The following is a 14116-nucleotide window of genomic DNA, read 5'->3' on the forward strand; positions in this document are numbered from 1 at the left end:
TGATTAGTGCAAAAAAGGATTCAGGTTGGATAACAAAATTACAATTAATATCATTCCTCTGCCAATGTCCGCGAGATATTCAAGCGGTAAATGCCCAAAGATGGTAAGGCAGCGGCGAGCAATCCAAGCATCAACGCACCGGCCAGGAGATATATTTCTTCGGGCAGTACGGTAAACTCCCGGATCGAATAATGGAAATCCTGCTCCGCTGCCCTGCCGAAAAGCCAGAGGCCGACCCGGCTTAAAATAATTCCCGCCAGATATCCCGTAACAGCCAGAAATAAACCTTCCATTAAAAGCATCAGAAATAATTTTGTTCGGGTTGCACCCATGGAGAGCATCAGCGCCATTTCGTACTTCCGTTCTTTGAGTGAATTGTAGAGCGAAATAAAAACACTGACACCTGCAATGATAATAATCACGAGCGCCAATGCCCGTAACGTGTCGATCCCGACGCCCAGAAGTGAAAATAGTCTATTGATCTCGATACTTGGCAAAGCAGCCTGCATAGATGTATTTTCATTAACCTGGCGGGGAATGGTGAGGAGTCCCATAGGGTTTCTAAACTGTATCAGCGCGCTGGTAACCTGTTTTTCATCTTCGTGATGCGGCTCAGCCATATCTTCTTCGTGGGCAGGATCATTTTCCTTGACCCCGGTTGCCGGCGCTTCGGCATGCGCATGAATTTCCCAGACACTTTCGAGATTTGTTAGTATCAGCTGATCGACAACAGCGCCTGTGGGTTCAAAAATCCCTACAACCTTATATTTTTTGTCATGGTGTGCATCGCCGTCGGTATCCAGCCCATGTGAACTGGCAAAGGTATCGCCGATTTTTAACGCTGAATTTTTGGCGGCCTTGCTTCCGAGCACCACGTCCATGGGTTTCTCGAATAAGCTCCCCTGTCCTATTTTCGCCTGAAAATGATCGACGTATTTCGTCGTGGTGCCTACGATCCGAAATCCATGATAATTGTCACCCATCGACAAGGGGATAACGTTTTTGATAAACGGATTGCGTTTTAATGCATTTACCTCAGATAAAGGAACGTTTCCCGTTGGGGCATCGATCTGATAAATACTGGACAGAATGAGCTGCAGGGGACTTCCCTTTGCACCTACAACCATGTCAATTCCTTTGATATTTCTGCGGAATTGTTCGTCCAGTTGTTTGTTCAAAAGCAAGAGCAAAGAGATCATCCCGATGCCCAGTGTAAGCAGCATGGCACTCAGGAAGCTATTTAATTTTTTCTCTTTAAGGTTTGCTAAACTGATTTTGAGAAGGTTCATTAGGATTTAATGCTTATAAGTTGAAGTTTACTCAACGTAAACCAATGGGTCGGATTCAGACAGATATTACAGAAATACCTGGTTAGGAAATTCATCCTTCAGGCGCTGGTCGTGGGTTACCACCACCAGACTTGCACCAATTGAAAAAGATTGTTTTTTTAATAATTCAATTACCTTCTGACAATTGTTATCATCCAGGCTGGAAGTTGGCTCGTCGGCTAAAATGACATTTGGGTTATTCATCAGCGCCCTGGCAATGCTCACCCGCTGCTGTTCACCCTGACTTAGCTGTGTAGTTTTCTTGTGAAGGTGATCTGCAAACCCCAGCTGTTCGGCCAGATAACCCGCCTTTTCCTTGTCCTGTTTGTTGCCGGCCAGATAACTTGATAATAAAATATTATCCAAAACCGATAAAGCGCTGACAAAATGGGCCCGCTGGTAAATGATACCCAAATTTTTTGCTCTGATATTCGTTCTTTCTACTGATGACAGGCTTGATAATTCTTTCCCGGCAATATGAATATTTCCGGAATCGGGTTGTAGTAAAAGCGCCAGCAAATGTAAAAAAGTCGTTTTTCCACGGCCGGATTGTCCCAGAATAAGAAGGGCCTCTTTATCACTACAACTTATATCGGGAAAGCTGAATTGTTTTTGAGAAGAATAAGAGAAATGCAGGTTTTTACTGGTAATCATCTGGAGAAGATCTTAATTTCAATTGTACAATAATACTAAATTTTGCGGTTTCTTAGAAGATATGTCGTTTATATAATACGAAAGAAAGTTACTTTTATCAGTTGCCAAAGTATCAATTGGGGAAAAGTGGAAAATATGATGATTTAAATTATCGATGCAACACAAATAAAATTATGAGAAATACGTTGAAATGGAGATATATCCTGAAGAAAACCGACAACTATTCTATTTTTGCAAAAAAATTGATCTAAAATGATTAAAAATTTTCTAATGAGACCGATAAGCAAAAAGCTGGTATTTTTTATAGTGCTGGGCTTGTTGGTAATAAATCACACCACTGAGGCACAGGTAAAAAGGGGGACTTTTATACCCTACTCTTCCGCGGGTTTGGGGGTTGGTACTGCAAACTATTACGGCGACATGGGTGGCTTGGGCACTCCTCTCAAATCAACATTTGGGATGATGCGATGGAGTGTGGCTGGAAATTATACGAGGCATTTTACACCACGGTTGGCTGCGCGTGCTTCTTTTACCTACGCCAGAATTGCCGGGGATGATTTTAAAATGAATGAGAAAGATCCTACAAACCTACGGTTTCCCAGAAACCTGAGTTTTCGCAATGATCTGAAGGAATTTGCGCTGATTGGGATTTTTAAGTTAACTCCGGATAACAGAAGTTATGACCGTCGCCCACAGTTTGGGACTTATTTATTTGCCGGAATTGCAGCCGTTGCGCATAATCCTAAGGCAAAGGATGCAGAAAGCGGTGATTGGGTAAAATTGCAGGCATTAGGTACCGAAGGTCAGGGAAGACCAAATTATGCAAAACCATATTCCCTTATACAGATGGCCATACCAGTTGGTTTTGGGTTGCGTTACAAAATTAATGACCGATTTGACATCGGAGCTGAGCTGGGTTTTCGCTTTACCTTCACAGATTATCTGGATGATGTGGCCGGGAATTATGCTGACCCTGCTGCGTTTGCAGATAATCCTTTGGCCCTGCGCATGGCTAACAGATCTCAGGAGCCGTTGGCGGTGAGAAAGGGGAAGGACCGCAGACCTGGTTTGTCTGAGTATGTTCAGGCAATTTATGGTGCATCACCGGGTGAGGACCCCTTCGCAGTATTGCAAGGTCAAAATTATGGTTCTGCGGGGAGTGGAAGAGGGAATTCTCCTACGCAGAATGATTCCTATTTAATCGGTATGATACACCTCAATTACATTATCCCGTCGCAGGTTAAATGCCCTCCCCTGAAATAAATTGTATACGTTGAAAAATTTAAAACTGGTTTTTTTACTTCGGAAATTGCTCATTTGTACTGCTGTGGTAACAGCAGCAATGACTATTGTGCAGGCGCAAAAAATTGAAGTAGGAGGCGGACTGGGCGTATTTAATTACAAAGGAGATATCTCCCCTTCATTTAAATTCCGGTTTTTCAAACCGGCGGGAAGCCTGTTCTTTAGATATAATCCCAATCAGGCACTGTCGCTTCGCGCAGAGCTTGCAGCCGGTTTGATTGGTGCTGCGGACCAGTACAGCAAAGACCCTTTTCAAAAAGTACGGAATATGTCTTTTCGTACGAGGATCACTGAGGCGAGCGCCGTGGCTGAGTACAATTTCCTTGATTATCAGGAAAAAAGATTTGCTTTAAACTGGACTCCCTATGTTTTCGGGGGGATGGGCATTTCGAAATTTAAGCCGGATGTGGTTACGGACAGCTATAAAACAAGCTCACTGGTGATTCCCTACGGCGTAGGTATCAAATATCAGATACGCAGACCCTGGAATATCGGTCTTGAGTATGGTACGCGCAAGACATTTAGCGATTATTACGACAATTTAGGGGGAGATCCGAAATCTACCGTTCAGCTTGAGCAGGGAGATCCTTCTAAAAAAGATACCTACTATTATATTCGCTTGTCGGTAAGTTATACTTTTTATCGCATCGTTTGCCCTTAAACTCCTATGAAGAAAACTCTCCTGATCCTTTCAATCGTTATTGCCGTTATGCTTGCTGGTTTTATTTTACTGCGCATGTATACCAAATCATTTAGTCCTTCGTCTGTCGCATCGTATCATGAAAAAGGGATTGATATCGATGTGAATTACAGTCAGCCTGGAAAAAAGGGAAGGTATGTTTTTGGCCGGGAACAGGATAAGGCGCTGGTTCCTTATGGTAAGGTATGGAGGACGGGTGCGAATGAAGCCACGGTCATAAAAATTGGAGAAGGCATAAGTTTTGCAGGAAAACCGGTTAAACCTGGCTCCTATTCTTTGTGGACGATACCGGGGCAATCAGCCTGGACAGTTATTTTAAACAGCGAGACAGGGCAATGGGGTACCAACTACAATGACGGACAGAATTTCCTCAAAAGCAATGTTTCCATCCGTATTAATCCCAAGGTCGAAGAATTGTTTAAAATATATTTTCAGGATCAGCCGAACGGCACCAATATGATATTAAGCTGGGATCAAACAGAGGCGATTATTCCAATCCAGCGCCAGTAAATTCCTCTTTTTATTCTACTTGTATGTTTGTTGAAGCCATTGAAAGGGTAGATCAATTTACCCGTCCCATTCATTTTATTGCACGTTATTACGGAGGAACCGATATAATCCCGGGTACGGGTACGTTGTTTTTTGTTAATGAAAACGGTTTTGCTGTCACCTGTCGCCATGTGGCCCGGCAAATTCTCCACGCCAATCAGATCTACGAAAATTATCTCAAATTTAAGGGTGAGCTACGGCGATTTGAGCGCGATCCCGGCTATGAAACACAGCGGCAGTTTCTGGAAGCCAAGTATAAGATCAATGCAGAAACACCGATCCGTGTGCTTTCGAATTTTATTAACTGTGTTGATGTCTACAAAAGCTTAACGATTCATTTACATCCGACCCAGGATTTGGCCATTGTTCGTTTTCGGGATTATGGTGTGAAATTGTATCAGGGTTTTGCTCATTTTTTGAAAGACAGCAGGCAGATTAAGCAGGGGAGATATCTTTGTCGCCTTGGCTATCCTTTTCCGGAATTCACAAATTATCAGCTGAACAAGGCTACCAATGATATCGAGTGGGTCAAAGAAGGCCGTGTTAATACCCCCAGTTTTCCAATTGATGGTATTATAACCCGCCACATCGGCGAAAGTAATGGTACCGTGAGTATTGAAATGAGTACACCCGGCTTACGGGGCCAGAGCGGAGGGCCACTTTTTGACCGAAACGGTCTCATATACGGCATGCAAAGTGCCACCAGACACCTCCACCTGGGTTTTGATCAGGTCAACAGGGAGGTGATTACCGAAGGGCGCCGCAAACGGGTTTCCAATTATCCCTTTCTCAATGTGGGTCAGTGCGTGCATGTGGATGTGATCAAAAACTTTCTCCGTGAAAAGAAAGTTGATTTCTACGAAGAAGATTAAATCGGGTAGTTTTTTGCAGGGACTTGCTTTTTTAATAAAAAGAATCTGAACTGGCCCATGACTGTTTTAAATAAAAAGTATTTCGAAGAAGAACTCGCTGAGTCGTATGATTTAACGCCGGAAGCGATCACGTTTTATAATGAATTTGGCTATGTTAAGTTAAAAGATGTTTTAAGCGCCGATGTTTTAAGTTATTACGGGGAGCTCATTACAGATCTTGTTTTTAAACTAAACAAACTCACCAAGCCGATGGAAGAGCGTACGACTTATGAGCGTGCGTTTTTACAGATCATGAATTTGTGGTGTGAAAATGAAGAGGCTAGAGAATTTGTATTTTCTAAGCGTCTGGCAAAAATTGCAACAGACTTAATGCAGGTTCAGGGCGTTAGATTATACCACGACCAGGCACTTTATAAAGAATCTTCAGGCGGAATAACGCCATGGCATGCGGATCAGTTTTACTGGCCGTTGTCGTCGGTGAAAACGGTTACGGTCTGGATCCCGCTTCAAAAAACGTCTATGGAAATGGGGCCGCTGGCTTTTGCAGAAAAAAGTCATACGGTTGAAATTGGACGCGATCTGGAAATCAGTGACGAAAGTGAGGCGTTGATGACGGCTCAGCTGAAACAGTTCAATGTGAATGAAACACCTTTTGATCTCGGCGAGGTCAGTTTTCACGCAGGCTGGTTATTCCACCGTGCAGGAGCCAATGTTTCGGGTAGCCCAAGAAAAGTGATGACGATGATTTATATGGATCAAGACCAGCAAATTACGAAGCCTCGAAATAGCTATCAGCAGGCAGATTGGGAGACCTGGCTTTCTTCAAAAACAGTGGGATCCAATGCGGATGGGGCACTGAACCCGTTGCTTTTTAGCTATTGAGCATAGAAAAATGCTAGAAAATCAGTTTTAACTCGGCCAGCCGGCGGATGTCATAGGTGGGTGTTTCTTCAAATTTCAGGCCGGCGGGATTTACATAAACCGTATCGAGGCCAAATTGTTTTGCCCCCAGGATATCCGCAACCCAGTTATCGCCAATCATAATGCTTTCTTCCGGAGATGCGCTGGAAACTTCCAGCGCATACGCGAAAATCTTCGGGTCAGGTTTTTTCGCATTAGCATTTTCAAAAGTGACAACATTTTCAAAATAACTGCTGATCCCGGAGCTTGTGATTTTTTTGGCCTGGATATCATTGAAGCCGTTTGTGACAATATGCAGGTTATAACCTTTGGCCGAAACATAATCCAGTAACTCCAAAGCACCTTCCAAAAGGTGCTTTTTCCCGGGAAGGGTTTGTAGATAAATTTCTCCTATTTCTTCATGATTTTCGGGGCAGGCAACACCCAGTTCTTCAAAAACCATTTTAAACCGGTTGGCACGTATATAGGAATGGTGAAGTTTGCCACGGTCAAAAGCATCCCAAAGCTCGGTGTTAATACGCAAAAATGACTGCACAAAAAGCTCCAGGGAAGGTACACCGTGGCTTGTTAAATCAGATTTGTAAAAAATATCTTCTAAGGATTCGGAACTGTTACGTTCAAAATCCCAGAGCGTGTGATCAAGGTCAAAAAAAAGATGCTTATATTTCATAATACTTGAAAGCTTACTGGCTCCGGTGAAACCGGAAAAATTCAATTTATATTTTTTATTTTGATTACTTCAAAAATGATCTGAAATCAGGAGTGAAATCGTATATTATTCGATAAGTTCAATTATTTGTCTTAATAAGTATAGTGTTAAAATGATTGTGGAATAATTCTACACTACTGGTAATTAGTTGTTAACATCTGTTAATCAGAAATAATTTTTAAAAAAAAGCGGATCAAACATTTGCAAATCATTTACCAAATCTATTTCTTTGATTAATATAATTCAAAATAGCGATAAAAACATTATTTTCACACTTATCCAGAAAGGAGAAACAATATAGACGAACTGCTCTACGTTAACTAAATCGAATAGTAAAATGGAGAAAGTCCAAGTTAGCGACAGTGAGTTGGTAACATTGTATATTCGTGGTAATGAGAAAGCTTTTGAAAAGCTTGTTCAGCGCCATAAGTCACGAATTTATACGACTATTTATCTGATTGTCAAGGACCAATATGTAGCCGAAGATTTGTTGCAGGATACATTCATTAAGGCAGTCGATACAATTAAGTCGGGTAGATATAATGACGAAGGTAAGTTTTTACCATGGATTATACGGATCGCACACAACCTAGCCATTGATTATTTCAGACGCGATAAACGCTACCCCAATGTAGTGTTCGAAGATGGAAGCAGTGTATTTAATACCCTGGATTTCTCGGAAGATTCCGTGGAATCGATTCAGATTCGTCAAGAAACGCACGAGCAGCTGAGGGAAATGATCCAACGGCTACCGGATGTGCAGAAGCAGGTTCTGATCATGCGCCACTATGAGGACATGAGTTTTCAGGAAATTGCGGACGCCACAGGTGTGAGTATTAATACGGCATTGGGTCGGATGCGTTACGCGTTGATTAATTTGCGCAAGCAATTCAGCCAACGTACCCCGCAATATGACAAAAACTTTTACCTACGATGATGTTATTAGGTATTTATATGCCGAAACAACACAAAATGAAAATGAATCCATCGCAGAAGCGCTAGCGCTTGATGACGATCTAATGAATTTTTACCTGGATTCCCTCGAAATGAAGGAACAGATGAATAAGATTGTGCGCACGCCGTCCGATCGTTCTATCCAGAAAATCATTCATTTTTCCCGGCAATATTCACTGAAACAATCTACAAACGCGCTTTCCTGTTAGGAAAACCATGTAGGTTGTTTCTTTGTTTAAAGGCATGTCAGGATTTTTTCTGACATGCCTTAGGTGCGTCTTCTGTAAATGGAAGATGTTTGAAGGTTATTGCCATCTCTCCCCGACTATATTTTGAGTAAATTTTTCAAAATATCGCCACACACCTCCTTACAATGATATAATCCCAAGTGTATAAATAAGTTTATGAACAGGAAAGAGCGTTTTAGGTTATTTTTAGAATACTTCACCACAAATTTTCCAGAACCTGAAACAGAACTTCATTACAGCAATCCTTACGAGTTGCTGGTGGCTGTTATTTTATCTGCACAGTGCACGGATAAAAGGATCAATATGGTTACGCCCGCTTTGTTTGAACGCTATCCGGATCCCGAAGCGCTGGCTGCCTCCAATGCCGAAGAGGTGTTTACTTACATACGATCGATATCTTATCCCAATAACAAGAGTAAACATCTGGTGGGCATGGCCAGGTTGCTGACTGAAAAATTTGGATCCGAAATTCCGGCTTCTATTGCCGAGCTTCAGGAATTGCCCGGTGTTGGGCGCAAAACGGCCAATGTAATAGCCTCTGTGATTTTTAATCAGCCGACTATGGCAGTTGATACGCATGTCTATCGTGTGTCACGCCGACTGGGGCTGGTGCCTGCTACGGCAACAACCCCGTTGGCGGTGGAAAAGGGATTGATGCGGCATATCCCCACGGCACTCGTTCCGAAGGCACACCACTGGCTTATTCTGCATGGAAGATATATATGTCTTGCGCGTACGCCTAAGTGCAATGTTTGCCCGCTTACTTCTTGCTGTCTGTATTTTGAGAAAATGAAAAAGTAATTTTTTTAACCCGTATTCCAACCTTTTTTGGCTGACGAAGGTCCATGTAATAGGGTAGAGAAAAATCTATGAATAACCGTCTATAAAACAATTAAAAGGTAACAAACAATGAAGAGTAATTTTTTGAAACTGGGCATGCTGATTGCCGTGGTCATGGGTATGGGTATGGTGGGCTGTACTAAGTCCATAGAGAATAATGACGAAGAGAAACTAGTCGAAAACGAACAGCAAATCGAAAAATACATCGCCGACAGCGCAATGGTTGCGACGCGTGATTCATCAGGGTTATACTATGTGGTAAGAAAGGCTAATCCAACGGGAAAAACGCCAAAGAAAGGTGAGCAGGTGCACATTAAATTTGAAGGATATCTTTTAAACGGAACCAAAGTAGTAAGTTCTACCAATGATAAAAACTTAGCTTTTTTGTATCCGTTTGGCACAGGGTTGGGGTATGTATTGGTGGGTATGGAGCTTTCCATCAACAGAATGCGCGTAGGAGAGGTCAATACAATTTTCATGTCGTTTCCATTTGCTTTTGGTAGCTATGGGCAGGGAAATATTCCGGCTTATTCGCCTATTAAAATGAATATTGAATTGGTGAGTTCGCGAACAGAAGTAGAGCAGATCGATGATTTTATCGCCAAAAAACAGTTTACGGTATCCGAAAGGACAACAGACAATTTGGTAATTATAAGAACGAATACCGTTACTGGTGATACATTAGGAGCAGGGAAATCTGTCAATGTGAAGTATACGCTTAAGCTTTTGGATGATACAAAAGTGGAGGAAAGTACACGTTCGGTAACTACGGGAACAAGTGGAACCATTGCTGGTTTTGATCGTGCTATACGTAAAATGAGGAAGGGTGAAAAAATTATAGCAGTATTTCCTTCAGGTTTAGGCTATGGGAGTCAACGGATTACTGGGAGCAGTGTGAGTATTCAGCCATACTCTCCTTTACAATTTGAGTTAGAGGTTTTATAATAAATTATTGAGAGCTCTCCCCTTGTGGGAGGGCTTTTTTATGGAAGAGGTAATTGGCGAAACATGATTTTTTTGTAAACCTGACCCGAGGCAAAAAAGTCCCGATCTTAAAAAGCCTCTCAGCTATATTTCTTCGAAAATAGCATGTGGAGGCATTTCAGTTTTTCCATATATTCCATTACAGCTCAAAGTAGAGATGTTGTAGTTTAAAAATCTTCAAGAGTTTACAACGCCCTGGCAAACGAATTGCTTAGGGCGTTTTTTGTTTAGAGGGTTTTAATATGATCGATGATTATCGTGGATGTTTCAAGCTCAGGTCTGAGCCGAAGGGAAGCAAAGTCCAATATTAAAAGCCTCTCGATTAAATCTTCGTCAAAATACGATACCCTTTAAAAATAACCTGTGGATGATTATCCTGTTGTGTACAAAATACTACTAAGGACTGAGGGAGTATGTTAAGATTTGTTTGTGTAGAAGATAAGGTTACCTCATATTGGAGCTATATGCTTTTCCCTAGTTGACTATGATAAAAATGGTGGGATGGTAATTATTGTTTGATATTGAAATTTTCTAGATTACATAAAATTACTTGTAGAAATATATGTAATTTCTATACACATATAAATACTACAAATATTGTAGTATTTATATGTGTATATTGTTTTGTGATAAATTATCTTAGCGGTTAGATATATAGTAATTCATAGTCAAAGATTTTCAATCAACCAATTTTTAGAATGAAACAGAAAGTTTTTTTTATCCAAAATGTAATTTTTTTGTTCTTCTTCTTTTCTTGTAATAAAGAAGAAATTTTGGAAAGCAAACCAGAAGTTAAGGTTTACAAGGGTTTAATTTCAGATGGCATATCCGTTAAAAACTCTAGTGAGGGGCTGGATTCTGAGATTGGGAAATATATTTTGATTAGTGCTGATACGGTCAATCTTGAAACCAATAAAGATCAGGCTGCAAGACTGGCTAATTCGGTAGTAAATCCTTTTTTGCCACCAACTCCACCACTTCCACCATATTTACCTGATGGAGATTATCAACCGTTTATTCAACCAGGTAATACTGGTGCATGGTTTTCTAATACGGGTCGCATTTCTAGACATAGTTTTGTTTTAAAAAAGTCGATGGTTTACGTAGCACCTTTAAGTCCAACCGTTCCGGTAATGTTAGCATACTGTTCATTTGTGTATAACGGGTACCATTATCAATTTAGAAACTATCCCGTTATGAAACATCCTGGTGTATCAACTATTGGAGTTTTTTTTTCTCAATATACTGTTGAGGCTTTTAGAGTAAGCAATGTTGGATCTCAGACTCCGGATTATGAATATACTAACCCACACTATAGTGGAAGTGGGAACTATATAGCCGGGGGGTGGGGATGTGTAAGAAATTGTATATTTGAACCTGGTGGTTCAAATAATTCTACCTGGCAGACCGGAATAGTGAATGTAACATCAATGGGTTACCTTGATAGTAAAGATGTGTTTACTTTCTCTGGGACTTTAACAGTCCAAGGAGTAACCGTTCCATTTGATTTACACCAGTACGGTCGAGCACACTAAGTAAAGTAAGGGTGGCTTTCAAGGAATTATTTTGCTGGCACCGTTCAGATGTTCTGTTGTTTGGAAGCTGCCGAGTATTGAGTATATTGTCGACCTGGATAAAAATATAAAGTCATCTGAAATTCCTATTTAAGTACGTAATAAGTGAGGGAAATAATCTAGCCGTGACTGTTTAAATTTGAACAATCACGGCTAGATTAAAAACACGTTATAATTCTGGTTACTCTAAGCAGATCTTCTTTTTTCAAACCTGACCCCGAAGGCAAACAAATCCCAGTCTCAAAAAGCCTATCCGCTACATTTCCTCCAAAATATGGGGCATTTTTAAAAACAGGCTGCCGGTGAAGCGGTTTCCATAAGGGGCGTGATTCAATATTTTCCTTCTCCAATAGCAAACGAATACTTTCTCTGTTCAATCCATTGTTTGCGGTCGGATCTATCAGGATACACGTAAGCCACCGGTTTGAAAAGCAATCAGCCGGTTCATTTTGAAATGAAATACCGGGTATAAGCCCCAGTTCCCGCTTGTAAAACGCAAAATTGTCCCGGCGCTGTTGTACACGCTCCCCTATTACTTCCAGCTGTGCCAGTCCGATGGCCGCACAGATGTTACTGAGCCGGTAGTTATAACCGATTTCCGAATGCTGGTAATGCGGCGCTTCATCTTTTGCCTGAGAAGCTAAAAATTTGGCTCTTTGCGTATAGAATTCATTCCCGGAAACGAGCGCTCCTCCGCCTGAGGTGGTGATGATTTTATTGCCATTGAAAGAGACAATACTCATTACGCCAAACGCGCCCACTTTTTTGTGTTTATAAACTGACCCCAGCGCCTCTGCCGCATCTTCGATAAGCGGGATCTCGTATTTTTGACATATCGTCAATATCGCACCGAGTTGCATAGGCATTCCATAAATGTGTACGCCAATAACGGCTTTCGGACGTTTCCCTTTTTTAATAAAATGGTTGATGGTGCCTTCCAGCGCATTTGGACAAATATTCCAGGTGGTTTCCTCGCTGTCTACGAAAGCCGGTGTTGCACCAAGATAAACAATTGGATTCGCACTGGCGGCAAAGGTGAATGTAGGGCAAATGACGATATCTCCCGGCCCAATATCCAGTATTTTTAAGGCAAGATGTAGGCCCGCCGTACCGGAGGAAAGCGCGGTAGCATGGGAGATGCCCATATAGTTTGCCAGTTTTTGCTCAAACGCATCGACATGAGGGCCTAGTGGAGCAATGTAGTTACTTCCCAGGGCCTGCTGAATATACTTTAGTTCATTTCCGCCTGGATGAGGAGGGGAAAGCCATATTTTTTCCATCGTTAGCGGTTTATGATTCTGGCCGGATTTCCTAGTACGGTAGATCCGTCGGGGATGTTTTTGGTTACGACGCTTCCCGCACCCACGACGCAGTTCTTGCCGATCGTCAGGCCCGGAGCCACAATACTGCCCGTGCCGATCAGCGTGTTTACACCGATTTTTACATGTCCCGCCAGGATAACACCAGGCGCGAGGTGCGCAAAATCACCGATATGGCAATCATGATCCACGGAGGCGGATGTGTTGATGATGACATGATTGCCAACCGTTGAGCCGGCCTGTATTACCGCATGATGCATGACGCAGGTTCCCATCCCCACCTTTATACCTGGATCGATTGAGGCGGTTGGATGTATCGCCGTGCCAAAAGCATGATGAACCAGACTGGATATTTTTTTTCGAACGACATTATTTCCGATGGCGATGATCAGGTCTTCGTCAGGAAGGTGCAGGGCGTTGTAGGCGCCACTTACGACGATTCCTGAAATTTCTTGTTTTGTTAAATCATCATCATATATACCATTAATTTTTCCACCATTTGCACGAATGATGGAAATGATCACTTTTGCGTGTCCGCCGGCACCGTAAATCAGCATGGGATCAAGATTTAGTAATTATCGTTCTTGTGAGCGTTAAAAAAAGAATGTTCAGATCTAATGGAAAAGACAGGTTATCGACATACCACAAGTCATACTCAAATTTTTCAGACCAGCTAAGGTTGTTGCGTCCGTTAATTTGTGCCCATCCGGTTATGCCGGGTTTAACGGTATGCCGTCGCCGCTGTTCCTGATTATATAATGGTAAATATTCAGCCAGAAGCGGCCGTGGACCAACCAGGCTCATATCGCCGATTAATACATTCCAAAGCTGTGGGAGTTCGTCCAGTGAGGTTTGACGCAGGAATTTTCCAAGCAGCGTTGTTCGTTGGGCGTCAGGGAGGGGCATTTTCTCTTTATCCCGTAAATCGCGCATCGTCCTGAACTTTACGATGATAAAAATCTTTCCGTGTAAACCGGGTCGAGGCTGATCGTAAAACGGATATTGCTTATCAAAACAGAGGATTAGGAGGAACAGCAATAGAAAAAGCGGCGACAGGATGATTAATCCCGCCGCCGCCAGTATAAAATCAAAAAGTCTTTTACCAAAGCTGTTGTACATGTCAGAATTTATTAAGTTTGACTAATAAATTTCGGACAAGCAA

General features: G+C 42.0%; 16 protein-coding genes. 10 read left to right on the forward strand and 6 right to left on the reverse strand.

Going from position 1 to position 14116, the window contains the following annotated elements:
• Window positions 1-50: 50 nt before the first annotated feature.
• Window positions 51-1289, reverse strand: a complete 1239-nt coding sequence (locus RB622_RS10200; RefSeq protein ID WP_308046446.1) for an FtsX-like permease family protein — start codon at window positions 1287-1289, stop codon at window positions 51-53.
• 66 nt (window positions 1290-1355) lie between these two features.
• Entirely contained in the window at window positions 1356-1982 is a 627-nt protein-coding gene (locus RB622_RS10205; protein ID WP_308046447.1) for an ATP-binding cassette domain-containing protein, read from the reverse strand.
• Between the two features lie 270 nt (window positions 1983-2252).
• On the opposite strand from RB622_RS10205, the gene RB622_RS10210 reads away from it, so the two are divergent.
• The 5 genes from RB622_RS10210 to RB622_RS10230 are packed head-to-tail and all read left to right on the forward strand — an operon-like array spanning window position 2253 to window position 6287.
• Window positions 2253-3245: a DUF6089 family protein gene (locus RB622_RS10210; RefSeq protein ID WP_308046448.1), complete on the forward strand. Its 993-nt coding sequence runs from the start codon at window positions 2253-2255 to the stop codon at window positions 3243-3245.
• Window positions 3246-3255: 10 nt separating this feature from the next.
• Window positions 3256-3945, forward strand: a complete 690-nt coding sequence (locus RB622_RS10215) for a DUF6089 family protein (protein WP_308046449.1) — start codon at window positions 3256-3258, stop codon at window positions 3943-3945.
• Between the two features lie 6 nt (window positions 3946-3951).
• The gene (locus RB622_RS10220; RefSeq protein WP_308046450.1) at window positions 3952-4494 is read left to right on the forward strand and encodes a DUF2911 domain-containing protein; all 543 of its coding nucleotides are present in this window, start codon (window positions 3952-3954) and stop codon (window positions 4492-4494) included.
• 23 nt (window positions 4495-4517) lie between these two features.
• Window positions 4518-5405, forward strand: coding sequence for a serine protease (locus tag RB622_RS10225; protein WP_308046451.1), 888 nt, complete (start codon window positions 4518-4520; stop codon window positions 5403-5405).
• Window positions 5406-5462: 57 nt separating this feature from the next.
• Complete coding sequence (locus RB622_RS10230) at window positions 5463-6287, forward strand: phytanoyl-CoA dioxygenase family protein (protein ID WP_308046452.1); 825 nt, start codon at window positions 5463-5465, stop codon at window positions 6285-6287.
• A gap of 13 nt (window positions 6288-6300) precedes the next feature.
• On the opposite strand, the gene RB622_RS10235 is transcribed toward RB622_RS10230, so the two are convergent.
• Entirely contained in the window at window positions 6301-6996 is a 696-nt protein-coding gene (locus tag RB622_RS10235; protein ID WP_308046453.1) for a YjjG family noncanonical pyrimidine nucleotidase, read from the reverse strand.
• Between the two features lie 376 nt (window positions 6997-7372).
• Here RB622_RS10235 and RB622_RS10240 point away from each other — a divergent pair, with 376 nt between their 5' ends.
• The 5 genes from RB622_RS10240 to RB622_RS10260 all read left to right on the forward strand — a co-directional run bounded on the left by RB622_RS10240 (window position 7373) and on the right by RB622_RS10260 (window position 11596).
• On the forward strand, window positions 7373-7972 hold the full coding sequence (locus RB622_RS10240) for an RNA polymerase sigma factor (RefSeq protein ID WP_090340234.1): 600 nt from the start codon (window positions 7373-7375) through the stop codon (window positions 7970-7972).
• Window positions 7947-8198 carry a hypothetical protein gene (locus RB622_RS10245; protein WP_308046454.1) on the forward strand — a complete coding sequence of 84 codons (252 nt, stop codon included), beginning with the start codon at window positions 7947-7949 and terminating at the stop codon, window positions 8196-8198. Before RB622_RS10240 ends, RB622_RS10245 begins: the two co-directional genes overlap by 26 nt.
• Window positions 8199-8393: 195 nt before the next feature.
• Window positions 8394-9038 (forward strand): endonuclease III, encoded by a 645-nt coding sequence (gene nth / locus RB622_RS10250; protein WP_308046455.1) that lies wholly within the window; start codon window positions 8394-8396, stop codon window positions 9036-9038.
• A 108-nt stretch (window positions 9039-9146) separates the two neighbouring features.
• Window positions 9147-10022 carry an FKBP-type peptidyl-prolyl cis-trans isomerase gene (locus RB622_RS10255; protein ID WP_308046456.1) on the forward strand — a complete coding sequence of 292 codons (876 nt, stop codon included), beginning with the start codon at window positions 9147-9149 and terminating at the stop codon, window positions 10020-10022.
• 737 nt (window positions 10023-10759) lie between these two features.
• Window positions 10760-11596, forward strand: coding sequence for a hypothetical protein (locus RB622_RS10260; RefSeq protein WP_308046457.1), 837 nt, complete (start codon window positions 10760-10762; stop codon window positions 11594-11596).
• Window positions 11597-11793: 197 nt separating this feature from the next.
• On the opposite strand, the gene RB622_RS10265 is transcribed toward RB622_RS10260, so the two are convergent.
• The 3 genes from RB622_RS10265 to RB622_RS10275 are packed head-to-tail and all read right to left on the reverse strand — an operon-like array spanning window position 11794 to window position 14073.
• Window positions 11794-12915: an aminotransferase class I/II-fold pyridoxal phosphate-dependent enzyme gene (locus RB622_RS10265; RefSeq protein WP_308046458.1), complete on the reverse strand. Its 1122-nt coding sequence runs from the start codon at window positions 12913-12915 to the stop codon at window positions 11794-11796.
• A gap of 2 nt (window positions 12916-12917) precedes the next feature.
• The gene (locus RB622_RS10270; protein ID WP_308046459.1) at window positions 12918-13511 is read right to left on the reverse strand and encodes an acetyltransferase; all 594 of its coding nucleotides are present in this window, start codon (window positions 13509-13511) and stop codon (window positions 12918-12920) included.
• Between the two features lie 4 nt (window positions 13512-13515).
• Complete coding sequence (locus RB622_RS10275) at window positions 13516-14073, reverse strand: sugar transferase (protein WP_308046460.1); 558 nt, start codon at window positions 14071-14073, stop codon at window positions 13516-13518.
• Between the last annotated feature and the right edge of the window lie 43 nt (window positions 14074-14116).

The organism is Dyadobacter sp. LHD-138 (genome assembly GCF_030929615.1).
GTDB lineage: Bacteria > Bacteroidota > Bacteroidia > Cytophagales > Spirosomataceae > Dyadobacter.

Bases quoted from the DNA above. Each gene is read 5' to 3' on its own strand.
- RB622_RS10200 (WP_308046446.1), bottom strand. From the start codon at position 1,289: ATGAACCTTCTCAAAATCAGTTTAGCAAACCTTAAAGAGAAAAAATTA.
- RB622_RS10205 (WP_308046447.1), bottom strand. From the start codon at position 1,982: ATGATTACCAGTAAAAACCTGCATTTCTCTTATTCTTCTCAAAAACAA.
- RB622_RS10210 (WP_308046448.1), top strand. From the start codon at position 2,253: ATGAGACCGATAAGCAAAAAGCTGGTATTTTTTATAGTGCTGGGCTTG.
- RB622_RS10220 (WP_308046450.1), top strand. From the start codon at position 3,952: ATGAAGAAAACTCTCCTGATCCTTTCAATCGTTATTGCCGTTATGCTT.
- RB622_RS10225 (WP_308046451.1), top strand. From the start codon at position 4,518: ATGTTTGTTGAAGCCATTGAAAGGGTAGATCAATTTACCCGTCCCATT.
- RB622_RS10230 (WP_308046452.1), top strand. From the start codon at position 5,463: ATGACTGTTTTAAATAAAAAGTATTTCGAAGAAGAACTCGCTGAGTCG.
- RB622_RS10235 (WP_308046453.1), bottom strand. From the start codon at position 6,996: ATGAAATATAAGCATCTTTTTTTTGACCTTGATCACACGCTCTGGGAT.
- RB622_RS10240 (WP_090340234.1), top strand. From the start codon at position 7,373: ATGGAGAAAGTCCAAGTTAGCGACAGTGAGTTGGTAACATTGTATATT.
- RB622_RS10245 (WP_308046454.1), top strand. From the start codon at position 7,947: ATGACAAAAACTTTTACCTACGATGATGTTATTAGGTATTTATATGCC.
- nth (WP_308046455.1), top strand. From the start codon at position 8,394: ATGAACAGGAAAGAGCGTTTTAGGTTATTTTTAGAATACTTCACCACA.
- RB622_RS10255 (WP_308046456.1), top strand. From the start codon at position 9,147: ATGAAGAGTAATTTTTTGAAACTGGGCATGCTGATTGCCGTGGTCATG.
- RB622_RS10260 (WP_308046457.1), top strand. From the start codon at position 10,760: ATGAAACAGAAAGTTTTTTTTATCCAAAATGTAATTTTTTTGTTCTTC.
- RB622_RS10265 (WP_308046458.1), bottom strand. From the start codon at position 12,915: ATGGAAAAAATATGGCTTTCCCCTCCTCATCCAGGCGGAAATGAACTA.
- RB622_RS10270 (WP_308046459.1), bottom strand. From the start codon at position 13,511: ATGCTGATTTACGGTGCCGGCGGACACGCAAAAGTGATCATTTCCATC.
- RB622_RS10275 (WP_308046460.1), bottom strand. From the start codon at position 14,073: ATGTACAACAGCTTTGGTAAAAGACTTTTTGATTTTATACTGGCGGCG.